Raw genomic sequence first — 23,054 nt, forward strand, 5'->3', positions numbered from 1 at the left:
TATAATTACTGTAGTTCTGAATTCAATAGAAAGTGAGCTGTAAATGTGAAACGTTCAAGAAAGCATACTAGCCATTGGTTTTTAATATTTATTGCGGCTGTAATTATTTTGGTCGGTGGTACGTCGATTATTTATCATGAAATCCGTAAGCCAGTTGATTCTGCGAAAAGTCAGTCGGTGGCCATTGCAAAAAAATACGCCCATTTAAAAACGGAAACAGATTTCTCTTGGGCTAGTTACGATGACACTTATTACACTGTTACAGGAACTAGCAAGCAGAACACACCGATATATGTCATTATTTCCAATAACGGGAAAAAAGTGAGGATCTTCAAACAGTCGGCAGGTATCAATCGTAATGATGTTTTAAAAAAAGTTTGGAATAATTATAATCCCAAAAAAGTGACAACCATTTCGATGGGGATGTATAAGAAAAAACCAGTTTGGGAGGTTGGATACATGAATGCCTCTGGACAATTATGCTTGAAAACTTTAAACTTTAAAAATGGTGAAGTTGTTCGACACGTGAATAACATCTAAAGAAAATAAACTTGAGGAGGATATTGATTTGGAACAGATTAGTATTGTTGATTCCAAAGATCATGTAGACGAACGTGTTAAAATTGGCGTTTGGTTGACAGATAAACGGTCTAGTGGAAAAATCAGCTTTTTACAATTAAGAGATGGAACGGCCTTTTTTCAAGGGGTTGTGATAAAAAATGCGGTTGGTGAAGAAACTTTTGAATTAGCCAAAAAGCTGCGCCAAGAAACAAGCATGTGGATTACGGGGACGATTCATCAAGACGATCGATCTCATTTTGGATACGAAATTCAAGTTGATGGAATTGAAGTCATTGGTGAAAGTGAAGATTATCCGATTACACCCAAGGAACATGGGATTGATTTTCTATTGGATCATCGACATCTTTGGCTGCGTTCATCACGGCCACATGCCATTATGAAGATTCGTAATGAAGTGATCCGAGCAACATATGAATTCTTTAACAACGAAGGTTTCATTAAGATGGATGCTCCAATTTTAACAGGGAGTGCGCCTGAAGGAACAACAGAATTATTCAAAACAAAATACTTTGATCGGGAAGCATATCTCTCACAGAGTGGACAACTCTATGAAGAAGCAGGGGCAATGGCTTTTGGAAAAGTCTTTTCATTTGGCCCTACCTTCCGTGCAGAAAAATCCAAAACACGACGTCATCTGATTGAGTTTTGGATGATTGAACCCGAAATGGCATTCATGCATCAAGAGCAAAGTTTGGAAGTTCAAGAGCGTTATGTGGCCTTTTTAATTCAAAATGTTATTGACCATTGTGAATACGAGCTAAATACATTAGGGCGTGACATCGAAGTTCTGAAGAAGTACACAAAATTGCCTTATGCACGAATTACGTATGATAAAGCCATCGAAATGCTCCAAGAATCTGGTAAATTTCCAGACTTACAATGGGGCGTTGACTTTGGATCACCTGAAGAGACATTTTTGGCTGATCAATTCGAGCAACCTGTTTTTGTTTTGAACTATCCAAAAGCTATCAAGGCCTTTTACATGAAGCCTCATCCAACTCGGGATGATTTAGTTATTTGTGCTGATTTACTTGCTCCTGAAGGTTATGGAGAAATTATTGGTGGTTCCGAACGAGCAGTTGATTACGATTATTTAGTTGAACAAATTAAAAAGTCTGGACAGGATCCTAAAAATTACGAGTGGTATTTAGATCTACGTAAATATGGTTCCGTTCCTCATTCAGGTTTTGGGTTAGGTTTAGAACGTACTTTGACCTGGATTACAGGGGAAGATCATGTGCGAGAGACCATTCCATTTCCAAGAATGTTACATCGGCTTTATCCTTAAAAAGGATGGGGAGGGTCAATTTTGAATGATTTAACACGAAAATTTCTCAAAGCTGGCAATACAGTTATCTCTAATTATTTATTGAGCAATTTTCATCAAATTGGGCTGACTAACGATGAACTGGTTATTTACTTAATTATTGAAAAACAAAGCTCAAAAGGTGATTTGTTTCCAAGTTCCAGGCTGATTGCTCAAGAATCCGGTTTGAGCGAAGCTAAGGTTTATGAATTGCTTCATGAATTGATTCAAAATAAGCTCATGGAGATTCAAACTATCAAACATGCAGATGGTCAGAACTATGATCAATATAATTTTGATCTGCTTTTTGAAAAATTATTGCAGTCTGCCGATAATGACGTCACTGAGAAGAATGAACAAACCAATAAAGTCGATCGAGAGAATGTTTTTGCCAAAATTGAATCAGAATTTGGGCGACCGCTCTCACCAATCGAATTTGAAACCATTAACCAATGGTTAGAAGACGACCATTATGCTCCTGACCTGATTTCACTGGCCTTAAAAGAAGCAGTCTTGAGTCAGGCTTACAGTTTGAGGTATATGGATCGAATCTTATTAAATTGGGAAAAGAAACATTTAACGACAGTTGCACAGGTGCAAAAAGAATCTGAACGTCAAAGAGGAACAACACCTCGTGATAATCATGATGCTTCGAATAACACCGCAGGAAAAGCAGATTTAACGGGTCCTAAGATTCCAATTTATAAAATTTCAGATCAAAACAAATAAAAAATTCACCTCTTCGTTTTATCCAATCATTTCTGATTAGATAGGCGAAGAGGTGAATTTTTTTGTACTAGTTATTCTTTACTACTGCTACTAGAAGAAGTAGATTCCGTACTTGAGCTAGAACTTACACTAGATGAACTTGAACTACTTGAGCCAGATGAACTTGAACTAGTAATAGAACTGCTATTAGAACTACTATTGCTACTGTTACTGTTGCTACTACTACTTGCTGAAGTATCTCTGCTAGTCGTAAAAGGCGTACTTGAACTGCTGGATGAATTATTTTGTGAGTAATCATCGCTAGTTCCTGATGAACTATAACTGGAATTGGTCTTGAAAAGTTCTTTAACCCCATTGACTGTTTTCTCCGTAACGCTTGAAGGTTTTACCCAGTCTTCGTTTGTGACATATGTTGATAAGTAGCTCATCATACTTCTGTAAATTTGTTGAGAGAGGACCGTTTCTTGTTCACTTAAGAATCCTGAAGCTGTATTTTGATGATCATATCCAGTCCATACAGCCATACTGTAATGACGCGTATAACCAGTAAACCAAGCATCCATTGAAGCTGAACTAGGGTAATTATCCGCAATATCAGATGGATAGGCAGTGGTTCCTGATTTTCCTGCTTGATACAGTCCGGAAATATTAGCGGTAGTCCCAGTTCCTGTTGAACTTGATATGACACCTTTTAACATGTCAGTAATCATGTAAGCAGTGGCCTTACTCATGGCCCGCTTACCCTTGCTAGAGTAATGATAAGTTTTACCACTTTGAGTGACAATTTTGTTTACGTAGTATGGCTTATAATAAGTTCCACCGTTAGCAAATGCTGCATAAGCCGCAGATTCTTGAAGAGGAGATATATATAGGCCAATTCCGTTTTGTAATGAATAAGTTGATTTCTGAGAAATTCCCAATCTACTCAGGAAGGTAGTAGCCTTACTAATTCCAACATCTTGTAAAGTACGAATTGCAGGAATGTTTCGTGATTGGACAAGAGCTGAACGCATCGTTATCTTACCTTGATATTGTTTATCAAAATCATATAATTTAATGTTTGTGCCTGGATAGGTGAAAGATTCATCTTTTACTTTTCGGCTTGTTGGCCAATTCAAGTATTGAATAGCCGGACCGTAATCCATCAGCGGTTTAGAGGTTGAACCACTACTTCGATCTGTTTGAACTGCCCGGTTTAATCCGTAGGTTACATTGCCAGTTTGACGTCCACCGAGCATAGCAACTACTTTACCATTATTAGGATTGGTAACGGATACGCCAAGCTGGAATTTAGAATCCGGATACTGAACATAATTACTGGTATTACCGATTTCGTAAAGATGTTTTTGTGCCGCAAGGTCTAAATTAGTATAGATTTTCATGCCATCAGTATATGGGTTAAATCCCTTAGCTTCAACAGAACTAATAACTTGTTTTAGATAAGCGTCAACCACTTTACTGTTGACTGTTGAGGAACCAGAAACGCTTGGGTTCTTTGCCAAACCAGTTTTAATATTCGTATTGCTAGCTGTGGTAGCTTGTGATTTTGTAATGACATTGTTGTTAACCATGGCTTGCAATACAGTATTTCTTCTCGAAAGGGCATATTTTGGATATTTGATTGGGTCATAAGAAGTTGGGGCTTGTGGCATACCTGCAAGTAATGCCATCTGAGCAAGTGTCAATTTAGAAAGAGATTTTCCATAATAATACTTGGCTGCAGTTCCCATTCCATAGATACCATTACCCATATAAACTTTGTTAATGTAAAACTCTAGAATTTTATCTTTTGAATATTTTTTGTCAACTTGAATTGCTAACCACGCTTCTTGTGCCTTAACCCGGAGTGTTCGGTCTTTGGCAGAAGTTGAGAAAACTGAAAGTTTGACCAGTTGCTGAGTAAGTGTGCTGGCTCCTTGTAAGCCTAATGATGATCCAGAGATGTTAGCGAAAGTAGCTCCTAAAATTCGCACTGGGTCAACACCATTATTCTTATAGAAACGTTTATCCTCTATAGAAACAACTGCACTTTTTAGTGTTTTGGGAATTTCGTCAGCTTTTACATAATCTCGATCTTGAGCACCAAGCCGACTAATTACCCTCCCACTTTTATCGTAAATAACGGTAGCCTCATCACTAGATAGTTGTTTCTCGGAAATGCTGGGAGCATCTTTTGCGTAATACATAAACAGACCAGCTCCAGCGATTAAGGCTATAATAAACAGACTAAAAAGCCACAGTATGATCCGAATAAAAATGGATCTCCGTCGATGAGGTGGGGAGGTTAGCTGCGAATGTTGTGTGCGGTGTTCCTGATTATTATCAGAGTTATGATTATTACTTTGCATTGTGTTCTCCTTCGTGTTTCTTAATCAACAGGGCATCCACAGCATCCAAATAGGGAATAAGTGGATTCAAATGGTAATTGATTAAGTAGCCATGTTTTCTTACATAATTGAGTGGAATGGACTTTCTACCACCCGTTTTTTGTTGATCCCAATAGAAAAAAAGATTTGTGGCCGAAAGTAGGAAAATTTGATCAAGTTCCACGAACTTAATAACTGTGAAACAAATGCCACCAGCATTGAGACAAGCTTTCATGTGATTAATTTGATGTTCATGAAAGTTATCAAGTGGAAATGCAGTTTTATTTTTTGTTTCTTTAGCATCGAAGTCTAGATAATATCCTTTATAAACACCGTTATAATCTGTTGTGGATGCTTGCCTGAAATAAGCCTCTTTAATAACAGCAGCGCTTCGCTTCGGATAATCCACTTTGACAATTTGGATGGGGGTTGGCTTTTTATGAATAACTGCTTTTCCGTGTGAAAGATAGAACTGATTACTTTCGTTGAGTTCATCTTCTAGCGACATACCACGTTTTCCAAATTGAGTGGGGATCTTTTTTATATGTTGTTGTGGGTTTGAACCGCTAGAAACATAATTTTTTCTAGATGGATAATGAAAGTTCAACTGCATCACTTCCTATTTTCTATATTATACTATAGATGTAAAGACAAAACCGTTTGAAATATATTCTTAAAATTTGGAGGATTCAATATGAGTCGCATATGGATTACCGGATATCGTAACTATGAATTAGAAATTTTTAAGGATGATGATCCAAAATTAAAAATAATCACACTTGTTTTAAAACAGTTATTAAAAAATCAAATCGAATCTGGTGCTACTTGGTTAATTACCGGAGCTCAATTAGGCGTTGAACAGTGGGCTATTGAAGCAGGGGCCCAGCTAAAACCAACTTATCCTGAATTTAAAATAGCAGTGATGTTGCCATTTACCGAGTTTGGGAATCAATGGAATGAAAACAATCAAGCAAAACTTTCTGGAATCTTAACAAAAGCTGACTTTACAGACAGTGTGAGCCATTCTCCATACCAGTCACCACGGCAGTTACGGACGTATCAGCATTTTATGTTAACCCATACTGATCAGGCGATCCTCCTTTATGACCCTGAGCATCCAGGAAAAAGTAAATATGATTACGAAGTTATTCAGAAATGGCAAGAGAATCATCCTTATCCATTAGAGCTGATTGATTTCGATGATCTCCAGAATGCCGCAAATGAATATGAAGAAAGTCAGAACAATAGTTTTAATTTAGATTAAAGTCTGATACAATGGAATACGTGTTACGCGGAGATTACAATAATTATGAGGTGTTAAATATGGATAACTTAAATCTTACTCCAAAAGATATTTTGCAAAAAGAATTTAAACCTAAGATGCGTGGCTACGATCCAGCAGATGTTGATACTTATTTAGATAACGTCATCAAGGATTATGAGAGCTTTCAGAAAAACATCCAACAGTTAAAGGATGAGAATGAAAGATTACGCGATAAGATTGATGAATTAACAAAACAAGTTTCAGTTGGTAAAACAACTTCTAGCGTACAACCAGTTAGCAATGCGACTAACATGGATATTCTAAAACGTCTTTCGAATTTAGAACGTCGTGTGTTTGGTTCCCAGCTTGATAATGGGGAAAACGAATCACATCGAATTTAATTACAATTTGTAAATCTCGGGTAATTGCGGTCTGCTTATGCAGGCTGAGGAAAGTCCATGCCCGCACAAGCTGAGATGCTTGTAGTGTTCGCGCTCGGTGAAAAAATAAGCTGAGGTATCTCGTATGAGATAACGGCGGAATACAGAGCTAAGGTTTCGGCTATGCTCTCATGTTCCCTAAGGTGCCACAGAAACGTTGCAATGTGAGAAATCATATTGATGGAACGCGGTAAACCCCACGAGCGGGCAACCCAAACATTGGTAGGGGCGCTTCACATCTGGAATTGAACTAAATGTGGGGGCAAGCGTTAACGCTTGGAGATAGATGATTACCCAAATTTGAATTGCACCTGAAAATTCATTTTGGACAAAACATGGCTTATAGAGATTTACATTTCAGGGAGACTAGGGTAGAAGTTCGCTTTTATCCTAGTTTTTTTTAGATTAAAAATATAAAAGGTGAAAATATGCAAAAATTTGAATTAATGGCAACATGTGCAAGTGGGATTGAAGCGTTGGTCGGTAGAGAACTACGCGATTTAGGATATGACGTTCAAGTTGAGAACGGACGAGTTCGTTTTGAAGGGACAATTGAGGATATTTTGCGCACAAATCTGTGGTTAAGAACAGCGGATCGTGTAAAGATTATTGTGAGTGAATTTGAAGCGAAGACGTTTGATGATCTATTTGAACTCACAAAAAAAGTTAGCTGGGATAAATTATTGCCCATTGATGCGAGTTTTCCAGTTGAAGGTCGTTCTAGAAATTCACAATTGCACAGTGTGCCAGATGCACAGGCAATTGTAAAAAAGGCGATCGTTAATCAACTTTCAGAGACTTATCATCGAAGAACCCGTTTGCCTGAGACAGGGGCAGTGTATCCTCTTGAAGTTGCGATTAACAAGGACCAGGTACAGCTAACCCTCGATACCACTGGTGACAGCCTATTTAAAAGGGGTTACCGGATTGGTAAGGGTGGCGCACCAATGAAAGAAAACATGGCAGCAGCTTTAGTTATGCTGACCAGTTGGAAATCAGACATGCCATTTGTTGATCCTGTCTGCGGTTCAGGAACAATTGCCATTGAGGCCGCACTTATTGGTCAAAATATAGCACCAGGATTTAATCGTAATTTCATTTTCGAAAAATGGGATTGGGTTCCTGCAAGTGTCAGTGAACAATTACGTGATGAAGCAGATGAAAAAGCTGATTATGATGCTAAACTCGATATTACAGGCTATGATATCGATCAAAATATGGTAGATATTGCTAAGAAAAATGCCATTGAGGCTGGTTTGGGAGATGTTGTTTCCTTTAAACAGTTAGCTGTAAAAGATTTTAAGACTGACAAGTTGAATGGCGTTATAGTGGCCAACCCTCCTTATGGACAACGTTTGAGTGATCAACAAAGTGTTCGTAAATTGTATCGGGAGATGGGTCAAACATATAAACCACTTTCAACTTGGAGTAAATACATCTTAACTAGTGATTTAGAATTCGAACAATTCTATGGATCTCGTTCAACGAAGCGGCGAAAACTGTATAATGGTGCCTTAAGAACGGATTTATTCCAGTATTGGGGAAAACCAATTTGGCACCATGACGGAAAGCGTGAAAAAAAGTAAAATGAAAAAAGTTGCGATTATAGGTGGCGGAATTGTTGGCGCCACTGCGGCTTATTTATTAAGTAAAGAATCTAAATATGCGGTAACCTTGTATGATTCTGGTGAGTACCAGGCAACCAAAGCTGCGGCCGGAATTATATCTCCTTGGTTATCCAAACGCCGTAATCGTCAGTGGTACGCTTTAGCAAAAGATGGTGCTGCCTACATTTCTGAATTAGCTGAGGAAACACAAATGGAACCTGATACGTATTTAAAGTCAGGTACCATCGTAACTCGAAAACAACCAGCTGATGTAGACGAGCTAGAACAGCTTGCGCTAAAAAGGCGAGAGTCAGCTCCTGAGATGGGAGAAATCAAGCGGGTGAACGCTGAAAATATTCGTCATCTTTTGCCCCTTGTAACAGCTGACCTTGAAGACATCTTTATAAGTGGTGGTGCGCGCATTGATGGTGATCGGTTTGTTAGCCATTTACTAAAGCTCGGTGAAAAACATGGTTTAAAAGTTATAAATAACCAAGTGAAACTTGTTAATGAACAAACGGTTTTAATGGATGAAAAGGAAAAAACCTTCGATTATATTTTTGTTTGTGCCGGACCTGGAATTAATGAGTTACTTGATTCATTAAATTATGAAGTTCTTGTACACCCTCAAAAAGGACAACTGATTGAATTGGCTGTTCCAAAATATCCAACTGACATATCTGCACCAGTCCTCATGCCAGAAGGAGAAAAAGATTTCATGCCACTTGGACATGGTAAATTAATTATTGGTGCTACACATGAAAATAATCCAGAGAATAAAACGGATTTTACTGAGGCTGCATTACATGAATTATTAACAAGTGCCATGCGAATCGATAATAATTTAAAGGAGAAGGACCTGGTTGGCACTAGAGTTGGTATGCGGGCTTTTACAGACGATTTTGCGCCATTTTTTGGGTGGCTGGCAAATAGTCAGCACATCCTCGTTGCATCTGGATTAGGATCGTCAGGTTTAACCACTGGTCCTCTAATTGCTAAACTGATGGTTTCTTTATTAGAATCACCTCATTTGTTCTCGAATTATGAAAAAGAAATTTCAAATTACGTTCATGAGAAAGGATAGTGAGCAATATGGAATCATCTAAATCTCGCTTTTATTATCAACCAGCTTTTTTGGCAAGTATTTCATCATGGTCGTGGACACTCTTGATTCTAATCATGGGAGTGATTTTTTGGCTTGAAGTGACACATTTTAATTGGATCACGGCCCTATTCTTTGTCTTGTTCATTGTGGTAATTTTAGTTCAAACTTTAACTCGAACCATTTTTATACAAAATAAGCAACTCATCATTAATCGAACACTGCAAAAAAATTGGTTGGTTATTAATATTGATGCTTTAAGTTCCATACGAGAAACCAAAATTGGAATCGAATTTATATACAACTCAGGAACTCGTCGCTTTTATCTGACGAAAAAACAAAGAAAAGCAATCCTTCAAATAATTAATAAAAGTCAACAAGAACTTATGAGGTAGATAAATGACAGATATTGAAATTGCACAAAACACCAAAATGGATAAAATCGGGCGTGTCGCTGCTCAAGTTGGGTTAAGTGAAGATGACATTGAGATGTATGGATCATATAAAGCCAAAATTACATTGCCTTTAAAAGCAACCAAATCGACAAAAGAAAAATTGATTCTAGTTACATCGATTAATCCAACTCCGGCCGGAGAAGGAAAATCTACGGTTACAGTTGGTTTAGGTGACGCTTTGCGAAAATTAAATAAGAATGCCATGATCGCATTACGCGAACCTTCTTTAGGCCCAGTGATGGGTATGAAAGGCGGGGCAACTGGGGGCGGATATGCACAAGTTGTTCCTATGGAAGATATTAACCTACACTTTACAGGCGATATGCATGCCTTAACAACTGCCAATAATACTCTAGCAGCCTTGATTGATAATCATATGCAACAGGGTAATGCTTTGGGAATTGATCAACGGCGAATTGTTTGGAAACGGGTTTTAGATATTAATGATCGGGCCTTAAGAAATATCGTAATTGGTCTTGGTGGACCCGTTCAAGGGGTTCCTCGTGAAGACGGTTTCGACATTACAGTGGCTAGTGAGTTAATGGCAATTTTGTGTTTGTCTAAAAGTTTGCACGATTTAAAAGCTCGCATTAACCGGATTGTCATTGGTTATACGACAGACCGGAACCCCATTACTGTTCAAGATCTACAAGTTGGTGGAGCGATTGCAACATTATTGAAAGATGCAATCAAACCTAATTTGGTGCAAACTCTTGCCCACACACCTGCAATTGTGCATGGGGGGCCGTTTGCAAATATTGCCCATGGATGTAACAGTGTGCTGGCAACAAGAACCGCCATGAGTTTGGCCGACTATACAGTTACTGAGGCTGGTTTTGGGGCCGATCTTGGTGCAGAAAAGTTTCTTGATATCAAAGTACCAGTTTTGGGAAAGCATCCCGATACCATCGTCATAGTAGCAACTGTTAAGGCATTAAAGCTAAATGGCGGTCAAGCTTTGCAGGAACTTGATACAGAAAATTTAAGTGCCCTTAAAAAGGGTGTGGTTAATTTAACGCATCATATTAAAAGTATGGCTCAATATGGTGTTCCGGTTGTGGTAGCAATTAATCGTTACACCCAAGATACTGATCGTGAAATTAATTATGTAAAAGAAGTTTGTGATGACTTTGGCGTTCAAGCGTTAGACACGGATGTATGGGCAAAAGGCGGAGATGGCGCGTTAGACTTAGCTCAAACTGTGGTGGAAACAGTTGAAAAACCGGCTACTTTCAAGCCACTTTATTCGGCAGATACCGACTTAACCGAAAAAATTCAAACAATAGTGACTAAAATTTACGGTGGCAAGCATGTTGAATATTCTAAAAAAGCACTAAATCAAATGAAACGATTCAAACAAAATGGCTGGGATAAGTTACCTGTATGTATGGCTAAAACGCAATATTCTTTATCAGACGATCCTAAGAAGTTAGGTGAACCACATGATTTTACAATTCATGTTAAGGAATTCATTCCTAAATTAGGCGCTGGATTTATTGTAGCAATGACGGGAAATGTGCTAACTATGCCAGGATTACCAAAACGTCCGGCTGCCTTGAATATTGACATTAGTGATGACGGAAAGATTAGCGGGTTATTTTAATGGTGAAGCAAAGACGTAGAATACTGTTTATTGTCGATATTTTAATCATCGTAGGCATGATTGTTATAGACCAATTTGTGAAACTTTGGACAACTTTGCACGTTGGGTTGAATGAGGTTCATCAATTTATTCCGGGAATTCTGTCTCTAACAAACCTTAGAAATGATGGAGCAGCCTGGAGTATTTTACAAGGAAAAACAACTTTCTTCTATTTAATAACGATTGTAGCTTTGGGTGTTTTAATTTATTTTTTGTATCAAACTCGAGGACATTGGCTTTATCAAATTAGCTTGAGTTTTATGATTGCTGGGGCGTTTGGCAATTTTGTCGACAGAGTTAGATTGAAATACGTAGTGGACATGTTTCAGATTGATTTTATTAATTTCCCAATCTTTAATGTGGCTGACTTATCATTAACAATCGGTGTTATTTTACTTTTTGTAGCAATAATTAAAGAGGACCAATTGGAGGGCTAATATGTTAACTCATGAACTTACGATTCAAGATCAGCAAGGAAGAATTGATAAGGTGCTTGCAGAGGCTTTTCCAGATTTAACCAGATCTCATATACAATCCTTAATCAAGGAAGAGCGTATTTTGGTTAATGGAGAATCGGTCAAAAATAAGTATCAGGTAAAATCAGGTGATCGAATCGAAGTTCAAGATTTGGAAACACAACCAATTGCATTAGAGCCAGAGGACATTCCGTTAGATATTGTTTACGAAGATGAAGATGTTATTGTGGTCAACAAGCCTCAAGGAATGGTTGTCCATCCCGCGGCAGGCCATCCTAACCATACACTGGTAAATGCACTTTTGTTTCACAGCCCATTAGCCACAATTAACGGAGAATTTCGGCCGGGAATTGTTCATCGAATTGATAAAGATACTTCGGGATTGTTGATGGTGGCCAAAAATGATCACGCACAGCAAAGTTTGTCGGCTCAATTAAAGGCTAAAACGAATACCAGGCTTTATATTGCGCTGGTTCATGGAAACATCAAAGAAGATGAGGGAAAAATTGATGCACCAATCGGGCGCTCACCAAAGGATCGGAAAAAGCAGGCCATTGTTGCTGATGGACGCCCAGCGGTAACCCATTTTAAAGTTTTGAAACGATATGGTGAGTACACCTTAATTCAATGCCAGTTAGAGACTGGTAGAACTCATCAAATTCGTGTTCACTTAAAGTATATTGGTCATCCAGTGGCAGGAGATCCACTTTATGGACCTCGAAAAACATTAAAGGGCAAAGGACAATTTTTACATGCCAGTGTTTTGGGATTCAGGCAACCAACAACAAATAAATATTTAGAGTTTGAGGCTCCACTACCAGCCATTTTTAAGAAGACACTGGAACGGCTTGACACGCAAACTGAACATGGTTAAAGTTAATGCGTAATTAGTGAACTGAGAACTGTGATGAGATTAATAGAAGAGGATCTCTTCATGTGGATATGCGAAGCAAATGTAAATTTGGTTCGCCTTTATTTTAGAAAGGAAGGGTGTTATTTTGGAAAAAGAAATTATGGACGCGATGGCAATGAAGCGGGCTTTAACCCGTATTACATATGAAATTATCGAACGAAATCGCGGTGTGGAAGATATCGTTATTATTGGCATCAAAACACGGGGAGTTTTTTTGGCTCAACGAATTGCTGAAAGACTAAAGCAACTTGAAAATGTTGAAGTACCAGTTGGAGAACTAAATGTTACTGCATATCGAGATGATATTCATCAATTGGATAATGATCCCAAGCTTCCTGGAAAACCACATTTTGAATTTAGTTTAGAAGGAAAAAAAGTTATTTTGGTAGATGACGTATTATATACTGGACGGACAATTCGAGCAGCAATGGACGCAATTATGGATATTGGCCGACCAAAACGGATTAATCTGGCTATCCTAGTAGATCGCGGCCATCGAGAATTACCAATTCGAGCAGATTTTGTTGGAAAAAATATTCCAACAGCCCAAAATGAAAAAATTGAAGTTTTTGTTTCAGAAATTGATGAAGAAGATTCTGTAAGAATTGTTAACGGCAAATAGTTAATTGAGGTGAAAGCTTGTGGGGGATAGATATTTAATCTTAGACGATGGTAGTGTGTATCGCGGGAAAGCTTTTGGATCACCAGCGACTACATTTGGTGAAGTCGTATTTAATACCAGTGCTACCGGCTATCAACAGATTATTACAAATCAAATTTACCATAACCAAATTATTGTGTTTTCACAACCGTCAATTGGTGGTTATGGTGTTGATCGCGCGAGTTACGAATCAATTGAGCCCACCTGTAAAGGGGTGATTGTTCGTGATGTTGCGGATGTTTCAACCAATCGTCAACGACGACTATCTTTGGATGAATTTTTAAAAATTCAAAACATTCCTGGAATTAGTGGAATAGATACCCGGGCTTTAGTTCACAAATTACGTGCAAAGGGGACAATTAAAGGTAGTATTGTTGATCCTGTTAAAGATTTAGCACATGCCTTTGATCAGTTAAATGCCATTGTGCTGACAAACCAACAAGTAAATCAAGTATCAACGCCTAAGGCCTATCCTAATCCGGGGACGGGGCTAAATGTGGTGGTGGTTGATTTGGGGCTCAAGCATGGTATTTTGCGACAGCTTAGTCAACGAAATTGTAATGTGACAGTATTGCCATATACCTGTACAGCAGAGCAAATCTTTGATTTAGATCCAGATGGGGTAATTTTGTCAACGGGTCCTGGGAGCCCAACTGATCTTCCTGAAACATTAACGATGATGATTGCAGAGGTTGAACAACGAGTGCCATTGTTTGCGATTGGATTGGGACATGAGTTGTTTGCTATAGCGAATGGCGCACACGTTAAACCTCTTCAATTTGAGCACCACGGTGATAATCATCCCATCCTGTCAATTATTACAGATGAAATTTTTTATGCATCGCAAGGCCAAGGGTATACTGTGGAACGCGATTCAATTGATCGAGACAAAATGTTAATTACGCATGTCGATTTAGTTGATCAATCTGTTCAAGGATTGCGACACCGAGATTTTCCAGCGTTTAGTGTCCAGTTTTTCCCAGATGGTGCTCCAGGCCCTTTAGAGGCCACAGAACTATTTGACGAATTTGTCGATGTAATGACTACTCGAATGGAGCGGTAAAATGGCACGAACAAAATTACAAAAAATTTTAATTATTGGTTCAGGACCGAATGTTATTGGTGTTGATACAGAGCTTGAAGCAGCAACATTACAAACGATTGAAGAGCTTCATCAAGTAGGAAAAGACGTTACTTTTGTCACTAATAATGCTAATTCAATTATTGGGGACTATTTAGATATTGCGCACTTTTTAGTGAGTGATTTGGATGCTAACGCGTTAATTGCAATTCTCAGAAAATATGAGTTTGATGCAATTATTCCAACCCTTGGTGGTGCTCCAGTTTTTCAAGTGCTACATCAACTTGATGAAGCTGGTATTTTTGACCAATTAAATGTCCGATTGTTAGGCGTTAGTTTACGGACGATCGCAAACACACAAAATCCTGAATCACTTAATCGAGTTTTAAAAAATATTCATGAACCTTACATTCCAACTAATATTTTGAACGATACTGATAAAGTTTTAAAATTCGTTCATCGAATTGGATATCCAGTGATTGTGAAGCCAATTGCTGCAATTAGCAGTTCTAATCGAATGCGTTGCGAAAATGAACATCAACTTCGACAAATGTTGGCCTCCGCGTTCCGAATTTCAACGACCCATCAAGTGGCTGTTGAAAAAAGTATTGTGGGCTTTAAAGAAATAGAAATGACGCTTATAAGAGATAACGAAAACACACGAATGCTGGTATGTGCAGCAGAAGACTTTAATCCAGTCGGTGTTCATGCGGGTGATTCAGTAGTATTCACACCTACACAGACACTTACAGACCAAGAGTTTCAAGCCATTCGAACTTCGGCTTTGCGTATTGTTCAAGAGTTTAAAATTCGCGGTATCTGCCACATTCAATTTGCATTAAATACATCTACGGGGAACTACTTTGTGACCCGTGTGAATCCATATTTTGATCGAACGACGGCTTTTGCTGCTCGCTCTACGGGGTATCCAGTCGCTTTAGTTTGCACCCAAATTAGTTTTGGGAGAAACCTTAGAAATATTAAAATTCCTGGTTTAAAGCAACACGATTCATTGGCGCTAATTGAACCGACTCTTGACCATGTTGCAGTGAGATTTCCAACGTTTTCTTTTGCTAGTTTTGCTAATGCAAATCAAGAACTAAACACGAGAATGAAATCTACAGGTGCGGTCATCGCATTTGGACGAAGTACTGAAGAAACGCTTCTAAAATCCATCAGATCAGTTGATTCAGCAACCACTTCAGAACAAGCTGCATTGGATGAGTCGCGACTGAATGAAGGCCAATTGATTAACGTGCTGGTTCATCCGACTGCTGGTGAGGTATTTTATTTACTTGAGGCAATTCGAAGGGGCTATCAGGTGGAGGAACTAGCCGAACTAACTAAAATAGATGCTTTTTATTTTTACAAACTCATTCATATTGTTCAAATTGAAAAGGATCTTCGCAAAAATCCTTTTGACATTGCAATTTTACAAAATGCAAAATATTATGGATATGGTGATTCACAAATTGCGCGATTATGGAAATGTTCTAACAAGAAAGTTCGTGAATTCCGACATGCCAATCAGATTGAACCAACGTTTAAGGGAATTGAACCCACAGCCGGGGAATTTCCATACAATAATCGGAGTTATTATACGACGTTTGAAACTGAAAATGAGGCGCAAATAAGCGAACGACCAAAAGTATTTATTTTAGGCACCGCAAATAATCAGGTTGGAACTAACGCTGCCGCAGATTACGTCACCGTTCATACAATTCAAACTTGTCAAAAGTTGGGATACGAAACTATTTTAATTAATAATAATCCAGGAGCTATTTCGATTTTACCGCGGTTAGCTGATAAACTTTACTTAGAGCCTCTGACTGTTGAAAACTGTCTGAATATTATTAATAGTGAGCAACCAGATTTTGTGATTGCTCAAGGAAAATGGCAGATTGTGACTGATCTGAGTAAGGCCGGTGTAAACATCACTCAGTTGCCTCTTTCAAGAACTTCAAGAGCTGAAAATGTTGATTCACATTACTTAGTAGTAGGCGAAAAGTCAGGTGATAATGAACGTAATTTAGGTTGTTTTCAAACGGCCAGTGATGCCAGCTTACGTTTTCCTTCTCAAGCTGATCCTGAAATCTCGAATAAAATTAAGCGTATTTCTCAAAGCGAATTACGAAAGCAAACGGATGGTATTTACCAGATTATGTTTAAGCAAGAGGGAAGCCATTTGATTGTTACAGGGACGATTCCCCTCGCAATTCAAGATATTCCCTTCATGACGGTTGCTTTAAATTATGATTTAGTGGAAGATGTTGTGAAAATGATGCTTGGCCAAACCGAAAATTCGAAAAAAGTTGAACCTCCAGTAGGTGAGGGACAACTTAAGTTAGATCATATTTTTCCTTATGAACAATTGCAGATTGAAAAACCGCAGAATCCGCCGTTTTCATTGGCAATTGGGGCAAAAATTACTAAAATTTAAGAAAAACACCACTTCCGAAAAATGGAGTGGTGTTTTTAATTTATTTACGTAATTTATTCACGATATTTTCGTCAGGATCTACCAAAATGGTATTTTGACCTTCGTATATTACTAATCCTGGTTTGGCGCCATTTGGTTTATGAACGCGTTTAACCGGTACATAATCAACCGGAACATGTGAAGACAATTGGGCTTTTGAAAAGTAAGCAGCCAGATTAGCCGCCTCTGAGAGTGTTTGTTCTGAAGGATCCGAGCTGTGTATGATTACATGAGAGCCGGGAATTTTTTGGGTATGCAACCAAATATCAGTTTTTTTAGCAGTTTTTAATGTAAGCCGATCATTTTGGGTGTCGTTTTTTCCAACAGATATTTGAGTACCATCTGTAGCCTGAAATGTTTCTGGTTTAGAAGTTTGGAGCCGTTTTTGCTTCTTCTTTTTTTGATTTGGTTTTAAATAACCTTCTTTTTCAAGTTCTTCACGGATTTCATCCAAATCTTGGGGATTAGCCAGTTCGATTTGGGTCATGATATTATCCAGATAGTCAATTTCTTGATGTGTCTTCTCAAGTTGTTCAGAAACATAATGCACCGCATTTTTAGCTTTTTGATACTTTTTGAAATATTTTTGGGCGTTTTGAGATGGCGAGATCTGATTAGATAGGGAGATTTTAATGTCCCGATTTTCTTCGTAAAAATTAGGTAGGGTAATTTCAGTCATACCCCGATCTACCTGATTAAGATAAGTAGTTAAAATCTCTCCTTTAACTTTGTAGGTATCAGCTTGTTCGGAGTTCACAAGGGTTTGGTTTAATTTCTTTAATTTGGTTTTATTTTTTTTCAAATCATTTTTAACTACTCGAACAAGGTTGCCTGCTTTTTGAATAACCCGGTCTCGCTGAGCTTTGGCCACATAAAAGGCGTCCAGTAGAGAACTAAGCGATTCGAACTGTTTGACTTGTCCTTCCAAAGTGGCATACGGAAAGGCCGTAAATATTGCTTTTTGTTTTTGTGTAGTCATTGTTGGTTCAGGATGTTCAAACTTAGCAAAAAAATCGGTGAACGCATTTTCTGAGGAATGTTGATGTAAATAATTTGCGAGTTCTAAACTAGTTTCCTTATTCAATCCCTGATAATTTTTACGCAGTTCATCAGCAAGGACTTCTTGGTTAGGGAACTTTTGTAAATCAGTCTTGTAGTCCTCACTAGAGTCGCTAAAAGGATTCTTTTTATCTTGACTGGGTGGGGTAAGGTAGGTCGCTCCAGGCAAAAGCAAGCGATAACGATTTTGATCGGCATTAATATGTTTAATGGTATCGATGATTACCTTTGTGGAATTGTTGAGCAAGATAATATTGCTACGACGTCCCATAATTTCAACGGCAAGCAACAATTCGTCAATATCCCCAAGTTCATTTCTTTTTGAAAACGAAAAGTTAATTATTCGGTCATTTTCCACCTGCTTGATGGAGTTTAAAATGGCACCGTCTAAATATTTTCTCAGCATCATTGTAAAATTTGTTGGGACAGCAGGATTCGCATAAGGAATTTGAGTAACCTGTACGCGGGCGTAATTAGGGTGTGCGGAAAGTAAAACAGGAAAGTTTTTTCGATTTGCTCTAAAAGTAATAATAATTTCATTGTCGTAAGGTTGATGGATTTTAGTAATTCGTCCACTTTGTAACAAAGAATTTAATTCGTGAACCATGGCGTGTGTAAAGGAACCGTCAAATGACATAATTAGACCTACTTTCTTCTTGAATAAACTGTTAATATCTAGTATACCAGTCTAAAAAGGGAAAGTAATAAATGAAAGCTTGAGAATCAGTCTGAAAGCGCATTTGTTTACGAAAGTTTGAAGAGTTTTTGAATTTTTTTGAATTTGTGATACTATTGAAATATTAATTTTAAAATCAGAAGTTGGTGTATAAATGAAAACGGCCATTGTAACGGATAGTACCTGTTACTTAACAGACAAAGAAATTGCAGATAACCACATTACTGTAGTACCGATCCCGGTAGTGATTGACGGTAAAAGCTATGATGAGGGAGTAGATATTACAACTGAAGAGTTCTACCAAAAATTACGGACATCTGGATCTTTTCCAAGCACTACACAACCCCCATTGGGAAAAATGATTGAGTTATATAAAACCCTCCGTGACAAGGGGTATGAAAATGTTATTAGTATTCATTTAGCAAGTACAATTTCAGGATTTGTTAATAGTCTTGATTCCATTAAAGACGAAATTGAAGGCCTGAATGTGTATGTTTATGATTCTGAGATAACAGTTCGATTAATGGGGACACTTGCGTTAGAAGCTGCTAGAATGGCTCGTGAAGAGCAATCTCCGGAAGATATTTTAACGCATCTAAATGAACTTCGCGCCACATTTGGGGAATATTTTATTGTAGATGATTTACAGAATCTTGTCCGTGGGGGACGCTTATCGAACGCCTCAGCTTTTATTGGGGGACTACTTAAAATTAAACCTATTTTGACCTTCAATGATGCTCATGAAATTGTGGCTTTTGAAAAGGTTCGCTCAGCAAAAAAAGCTTTTGCACGAGTTGAGGAATTATTTGCTCAAAATAAGGCGGAGATTAATTATCCAATCCGAGCAATTATTATCCATGCAAACGATGAACCGGGGGCATTGAAGTGGCAAGAGCGTTTACAAGCAAAATATCCAGATCTACCAATTGATATCAGCTATTTTGGCCCGGTGATTGGAACTCATTTAGGGGAAAAAGCATTGGCGCTGGCATGGTTACGGGACTATACAAAACATTAGGCAAGAAGATGGTTAGGTCACACAAGGTGGCAGATCCATCTTTTTTAATATTAAAAAAAGTTAGTGGAAAAGGATTAGTACTTTTGTTGTGAACTGAGGGCTAATGTGATATGGTTAATTTAATACAATCGGAATGGTGAGTATTGATCGCCATGAAAAAAATTATTAGGAACACAAAATACTAAGACTCTCTGCAATGGAGCGTTTTGGTGTTTATTAGAAGAAGGAGTTTTTTATGCGTAAATTAAAGGTTAAGAATAATGAAGTGGCAGTTTATGCCATTGGTGGTTTGGGAGAAATCGGTAAAAATATGTACTGTGTCCAGTATCAAGATGAAATTGTGATCATTGATTGTGGGATCAAATTTCCGGAGGATGAGTTATTAGGTGTCGATTATATTATTCCTGACTATCAATTTCTGATTGAAAATCAAAAGAAAATCAAAGCAATGGTGATTACCCACGGACATGAAGATCATATCGGAGGAATTCCATTCTTTTTACAAAAGTTGAATGTTCCAATTTGGGCTGGCCCATTTGCGTCAGAATTAATTAAAGGAAAATTAAAAGAACATAATTTATTACGGACGACTGAATTACATGAACTGCAAGAAGATACGGTTTTAAAATTCCGTAAACTGTCTGTCTCGTTTTTTAGAACAACTCATTCAATTCCAGATACTTTGGGAATTGCAGTTCACACACCACAAGGAACAGTTGTACAAACGGGTGACTTTAAGTTTGATTTAACTCCGGTTGGTGATTTACCATCTCCAAATTTCCAAAAAATGGCTGCAATTGGTGGAAAAGATTCCTTACTTTTGATGTCTGATAGTACAAATGCAGAACGTCCAACATTTACAAAGTCTGAACGATTTGTTGAGAAAAGTATCAAACGAATTTTTACAGAAATTCAAGGGCGGATTATTTTTGCAACTTTCGCTTCTAACGTGTATCGAGTACGAGAAGCCTGTGAAGCCGCATTAGAACAAGGCAGAAAGATTGCCATTTTTGGAAGAAGTATGGAGAACGCTATTGAGGCTGGACAGAAATTAGGCTATTTAAATATTCCAGAAGAAGCGTTAGTAGATGCTCAGGAATTGCATAATCTGCCAGCCAATAAGCTGATGATTTTGTGCACGGGTTCACAAGGTGAACCAATGGCAGCGTTGAGCCGAATTGCTAATGGAACGCATCGACAAATTAGTTTACAACCTGACGATACGGTTGTCTTCTCAAGTAATCCAATTCCAGGAAATACCGTCAGTGTAAATAACCTTATCAATAAATTAGACGAAGCTGGCGTTACAGTTATCCATGGTAAAGTAAATAATATCCATACTTCAGGTCATGGTGGTCAAGAAGATCAAAAATTGATGTTACGCTTAATCAAGCCAAAGTTTTTCATGCCTTGTCATGGTGAATTTAGAATGCAGATGATTCATACTAAGCTTGCTGAGCAAACTGGGATTCCTGAAGACAATTGCTTCATCATGAAAAATGGTGACGTTTTGGCTTTAACCAGAGATAGTGCACGAATTGCTGATCACTTCAGTGCCGGTGATGTTTATCTAAACGATGCTGATATTAATGATAATGTTAGCTCACAAATTTTAAGCGATCGCACAATTTTAGCTAGCGAAGGGGTTGTGACTGCTGTTGCAACCATCAATATTAAAAAACATCGCATTACAGCTGGTCCTGATACAATCTCTAGAGGATTTATCTATATGCGAGAATCAAATGAATTAATTCATGATACGAATAAAGCAGCGTTTAGTTCACTGTTAAACACAATGAAAGAAAAGTCGCATCCAACTGAGAAAGACTTTAACGAGAATATCATTGGTGATTTGCAGGAGTTCTTATATCAAAAAACAGAACGAAGCCCAATGATTGTACCTATGCTTATTTTTGAATAAATCAATGATTTTGAATTTACTCACTTATTTATGAGATAATGTAAGAGTCTTCAAACGGAAATTGCAAGAACAAGTTAGCCACCCCGCAGGCGAAGTTGCGGGGCAAGTCAGAATATCTATTGAAGGTCAAGATAATAGCTACGCACTACATGATTTACGAATACGTGCTGCTTCAATTTGAAAAGCTTCTTTTGGGGTTTGATACTTCAAGATACGTCGCGGTAATTGGTTAAGACGACTTTCAACCATTGAAACCGTCTTGGGACCAATCGTATCTAATGAGTGTCCCTTAGGTAAATATCGTCTAATCATGCGGTTATGAGTTTCATTGGTTGCTCTTTCAAAGGAACTATACGGATGGGCATAATAGATGTCAGCTACGCCGTCTAAGACTGCATTCAAGGCTGTGAACTCCGTTCCGTTGTCAGCAGTAACAGATTTAATAAGATCACCAAATTCAGCACAAATTCCCTTAAGTGCATACGATACCGAATCAGCATCTTTGCCTTCAATCAAGCGAACAATATCATAACGAGTTTTACGTTCCGTGAAGGTCAATAATACACTTTCATGTCCACTTCGTTTACCAACTACAGTATCAATCTCAAAGTGGCCAAATTCCTTGCGTTTGTCGACCCTTTTAGGACGTTCCTCAATACTTTTACCAGCTAAACGTCGATGCTTGTTTGACCAGTGATGTTTAGTACGACGGTTAGCCTTCTCCACCAAATCAAGATTACGGATCTCTAACAATTGCGCATCGATATAGTTGTAGAGAGTTTTCGTACAAACCATCTCCGTGCGCTTAAACAGATGTTGTTGGTGGGCGAAGCCGACTGCTGCATCAGGTGACCAATCATCTTGGTGGAAATGATCATCAAAGTAAGCCAGAAAGTTAGTAACAAATTTAAATTTTAGAGGTCGATGACAGCGTTGTCGATTCGTTTGATACCGAACTTGGGCCGTATCAGGCGCATAAACGCTAAAGTACTGTTCTTTACCATTGAGTTTCTTTACCTGTTGAATGCGGCCACGCTTAAGCTCATTATTAATAGTTTGATGACAGACACCAATTTCAGCGGCAATTTGACGAGCAGATTTGCCTGCAGAAAGTAAGCCAGCAATTCTGCCTCGCTCAATTGGAGTTAAATGATGACCCTTTACGTGAGATGTGATAAGCTGTTCTTGCACCAAGACGAAAACCTCTTTCATTGTTTAGTGTGGGAACTTCAATGATACCTGATTTTTTCGTCTTGGTGTCTTTTATTTGGCCACTT

The 23,054-nt window shown here is 38.2% G+C and carries 20 protein-coding genes and 1 other RNA gene; 17 read left to right on the top strand and 4 right to left on the bottom strand.

What is annotated here, in order from left to right; translation table 11 throughout:
- Window positions 1-45 precede the first annotated feature (45 nt).
- The 3 genes from PI20285_RS04025 to PI20285_RS04035 are packed head-to-tail and all read left to right on the top strand — an operon-like array spanning window position 46 to window position 2,617.
- Entirely contained in the window at window positions 46-540 is a 495-nt protein-coding gene (locus PI20285_RS04025) for a cell wall elongation regulator TseB-like domain-containing protein (protein WP_057772966.1), read from the top strand.
- Window positions 541-568: 28 nt separating this feature from the next.
- A complete protein-coding gene (gene asnS / locus PI20285_RS04030) occupies window positions 569-1,870 on the top strand; it encodes an asparagine--tRNA ligase (protein ID WP_057772968.1) in 1,302 nt (433 codons plus the stop codon).
- 21 nt (window positions 1,871-1,891) lie between these two features.
- A complete protein-coding gene (locus PI20285_RS04035; RefSeq protein WP_057772970.1) occupies window positions 1,892-2,617 on the top strand; it encodes a DnaD domain protein in 726 nt (241 codons plus the stop codon).
- A 71-nt stretch (window positions 2,618-2,688) separates the two neighbouring features.
- On the opposite strand, the gene PI20285_RS04040 is transcribed toward PI20285_RS04035, so the two are convergent.
- A complete protein-coding gene (locus PI20285_RS04040; RefSeq protein ID WP_057772972.1) occupies window positions 2,689-4,965 on the bottom strand; it encodes a PBP1A family penicillin-binding protein in 2,277 nt (758 codons plus the stop codon).
- Window positions 4,955-5,590, bottom strand: coding sequence for a Holliday junction resolvase RecU (gene recU, locus PI20285_RS04045; RefSeq protein WP_057772974.1), 636 nt, complete (start codon window positions 5,588-5,590; stop codon window positions 4,955-4,957). The genes PI20285_RS04040 and recU overlap by 11 nt, the downstream gene beginning before the upstream one ends.
- An 87-nt stretch (window positions 5,591-5,677) precedes the next feature.
- Here recU and PI20285_RS04050 point away from each other — a divergent pair, with 87 nt between their 5' ends.
- The 12 genes from PI20285_RS04050 (at window position 5,678) to PI20285_RS04105 (ending at window position 17,064) form a co-directional block, all read left to right on the top strand.
- Window positions 5,678-6,247, top strand: coding sequence for an SLOG family protein (locus PI20285_RS04050; protein ID WP_057772976.1), 570 nt, complete (start codon window positions 5,678-5,680; stop codon window positions 6,245-6,247).
- A 59-nt stretch (window positions 6,248-6,306) separates the two neighbouring features.
- On the top strand, window positions 6,307-6,648 hold the full coding sequence (gene gpsB / locus PI20285_RS04055; protein ID WP_057772978.1) for a cell division regulator GpsB: 342 nt from the start codon (window positions 6,307-6,309) through the stop codon (window positions 6,646-6,648).
- A 12-nt stretch (window positions 6,649-6,660) separates the two neighbouring features.
- Window positions 6,661-7,035: RNase P RNA component class B (rnpB, locus tag PI20285_RS04060), an RNA gene on the top strand.
- Window positions 7,036-7,115: 80 nt separating this feature from the next.
- The gene (locus PI20285_RS04065; RefSeq protein WP_057772980.1) at window positions 7,116-8,273 is read left to right on the top strand and encodes a THUMP domain-containing class I SAM-dependent RNA methyltransferase; all 1,158 of its coding nucleotides are present in this window, start codon (window positions 7,116-7,118) and stop codon (window positions 8,271-8,273) included.
- Window positions 8,260-9,378: an NAD(P)/FAD-dependent oxidoreductase gene (locus PI20285_RS04070; protein ID WP_158694971.1), complete on the top strand. Its 1,119-nt coding sequence runs from the start codon at window positions 8,260-8,262 to the stop codon at window positions 9,376-9,378. Before PI20285_RS04065 ends, PI20285_RS04070 begins: the two co-directional genes overlap by 14 nt.
- Before the next feature lie 8 nt (window positions 9,379-9,386).
- Entirely contained in the window at window positions 9,387-9,791 is a 405-nt protein-coding gene (locus tag PI20285_RS04075) for an EbsA family protein (RefSeq protein ID WP_063697565.1), read from the top strand.
- A 4-nt stretch (window positions 9,792-9,795) separates the two neighbouring features.
- Entirely contained in the window at window positions 9,796-11,454 is a 1,659-nt protein-coding gene (locus PI20285_RS04080) for a formate--tetrahydrofolate ligase (RefSeq protein ID WP_057772986.1), read from the top strand.
- Window positions 11,454-11,930 (top strand): signal peptidase II, encoded by a 477-nt coding sequence (gene lspA, locus PI20285_RS04085; RefSeq protein WP_057772988.1) that lies wholly within the window; start codon window positions 11,454-11,456, stop codon window positions 11,928-11,930. Before PI20285_RS04080 ends, lspA begins: the two co-directional genes overlap by 1 nt.
- 1 nt (window position 11,931) lies before the next feature.
- Window positions 11,932-12,843 (top strand): RluA family pseudouridine synthase, encoded by a 912-nt coding sequence (locus PI20285_RS04090; RefSeq protein ID WP_057772990.1) that lies wholly within the window; start codon window positions 11,932-11,934, stop codon window positions 12,841-12,843.
- A gap of 124 nt (window positions 12,844-12,967) precedes the next feature.
- Window positions 12,968-13,504 (top strand): bifunctional pyr operon transcriptional regulator/uracil phosphoribosyltransferase PyrR, encoded by a 537-nt coding sequence (pyrR, locus tag PI20285_RS04095; protein WP_057772992.1) that lies wholly within the window; start codon window positions 12,968-12,970, stop codon window positions 13,502-13,504.
- 19 nt (window positions 13,505-13,523) lie between these two features.
- Window positions 13,524-14,606 (top strand): carbamoyl phosphate synthase small subunit, encoded by a 1,083-nt coding sequence (locus PI20285_RS04100; RefSeq protein WP_057772994.1) that lies wholly within the window; start codon window positions 13,524-13,526, stop codon window positions 14,604-14,606.
- A gap of 1 nt (window position 14,607) precedes the next feature.
- Entirely contained in the window at window positions 14,608-17,064 is a 2,457-nt protein-coding gene (locus tag PI20285_RS04105) for an ATP-binding protein (RefSeq protein ID WP_057772996.1), read from the top strand.
- A gap of 40 nt (window positions 17,065-17,104) precedes the next feature.
- On the opposite strand, the gene PI20285_RS04110 is transcribed toward PI20285_RS04105, so the two are convergent.
- A complete protein-coding gene (locus PI20285_RS04110; protein WP_057772997.1) occupies window positions 17,105-18,799 on the bottom strand; it encodes an NFACT RNA binding domain-containing protein in 1,695 nt (564 codons plus the stop codon).
- Between the two features lie 193 nt (window positions 18,800-18,992).
- On the opposite strand from PI20285_RS04110, the gene PI20285_RS04115 reads away from it, so the two are divergent.
- Complete coding sequence (locus PI20285_RS04115; protein ID WP_057772999.1) at window positions 18,993-19,856, top strand: DegV family protein; 864 nt, start codon at window positions 18,993-18,995, stop codon at window positions 19,854-19,856.
- Window positions 19,857-20,091: 235 nt separating this feature from the next.
- On the top strand, window positions 20,092-21,777 hold the full coding sequence (gene rnjA, locus PI20285_RS04120; RefSeq protein ID WP_057773001.1) for a ribonuclease J1: 1,686 nt from the start codon (window positions 20,092-20,094) through the stop codon (window positions 21,775-21,777).
- A gap of 138 nt (window positions 21,778-21,915) precedes the next feature.
- Here the strand turns inward: rnjA and PI20285_RS04125 are convergent, their stop codons facing one another.
- Window positions 21,916-22,989: an IS30 family transposase gene (locus tag PI20285_RS04125; RefSeq protein WP_105782158.1), complete on the bottom strand. Its 1,074-nt coding sequence runs from the start codon at window positions 22,987-22,989 to the stop codon at window positions 21,916-21,918.
- Window positions 22,990-23,054: the final 65 nt, after the last annotated feature.

It is taken from the genome of Pediococcus inopinatus (genome assembly GCF_002982135.1).
GTDB lineage: Bacteria > Bacillota > Bacilli > Lactobacillales > Lactobacillaceae > Pediococcus > Pediococcus inopinatus.

Coding starts and splice junctions, on each gene's coding strand:
- PI20285_RS04040 (WP_057772972.1), bottom strand. CDS start 4,965: ATGCAAAGTAATAATCATAACTCTGATAATAATCAGGAACACCGCACA.
- PI20285_RS04050 (WP_057772976.1), top strand. CDS start 5,678: ATGAGTCGCATATGGATTACCGGATATCGTAACTATGAATTAGAAATT.
- gpsB (WP_057772978.1), top strand. CDS start 6,307: ATGGATAACTTAAATCTTACTCCAAAAGATATTTTGCAAAAAGAATTT.
- PI20285_RS04065 (WP_057772980.1), top strand. CDS start 7,116: ATGCAAAAATTTGAATTAATGGCAACATGTGCAAGTGGGATTGAAGCG.
- PI20285_RS04075 (WP_063697565.1), top strand. CDS start 9,387: ATGGAATCATCTAAATCTCGCTTTTATTATCAACCAGCTTTTTTGGCA.
- PI20285_RS04080 (WP_057772986.1), top strand. CDS start 9,796: ATGACAGATATTGAAATTGCACAAAACACCAAAATGGATAAAATCGGG.
- lspA (WP_057772988.1), top strand. CDS start 11,454: ATGGTGAAGCAAAGACGTAGAATACTGTTTATTGTCGATATTTTAATC.
- PI20285_RS04090 (WP_057772990.1), top strand. CDS start 11,932: ATGTTAACTCATGAACTTACGATTCAAGATCAGCAAGGAAGAATTGAT.
- PI20285_RS04105 (WP_057772996.1), top strand. CDS start 14,608: ATGGCACGAACAAAATTACAAAAAATTTTAATTATTGGTTCAGGACCG.
- PI20285_RS04110 (WP_057772997.1), bottom strand. CDS start 18,799: ATGTCATTTGACGGTTCCTTTACACACGCCATGGTTCACGAATTAAAT.
- PI20285_RS04115 (WP_057772999.1), top strand. CDS start 18,993: ATGAAAACGGCCATTGTAACGGATAGTACCTGTTACTTAACAGACAAA.
- rnjA (WP_057773001.1), top strand. CDS start 20,092: ATGCGTAAATTAAAGGTTAAGAATAATGAAGTGGCAGTTTATGCCATT.
- PI20285_RS04125 (WP_105782158.1), bottom strand. CDS start 22,989: ATGAAAGAGGTTTTCGTCTTGGTGCAAGAACAGCTTATCACATCTCAC.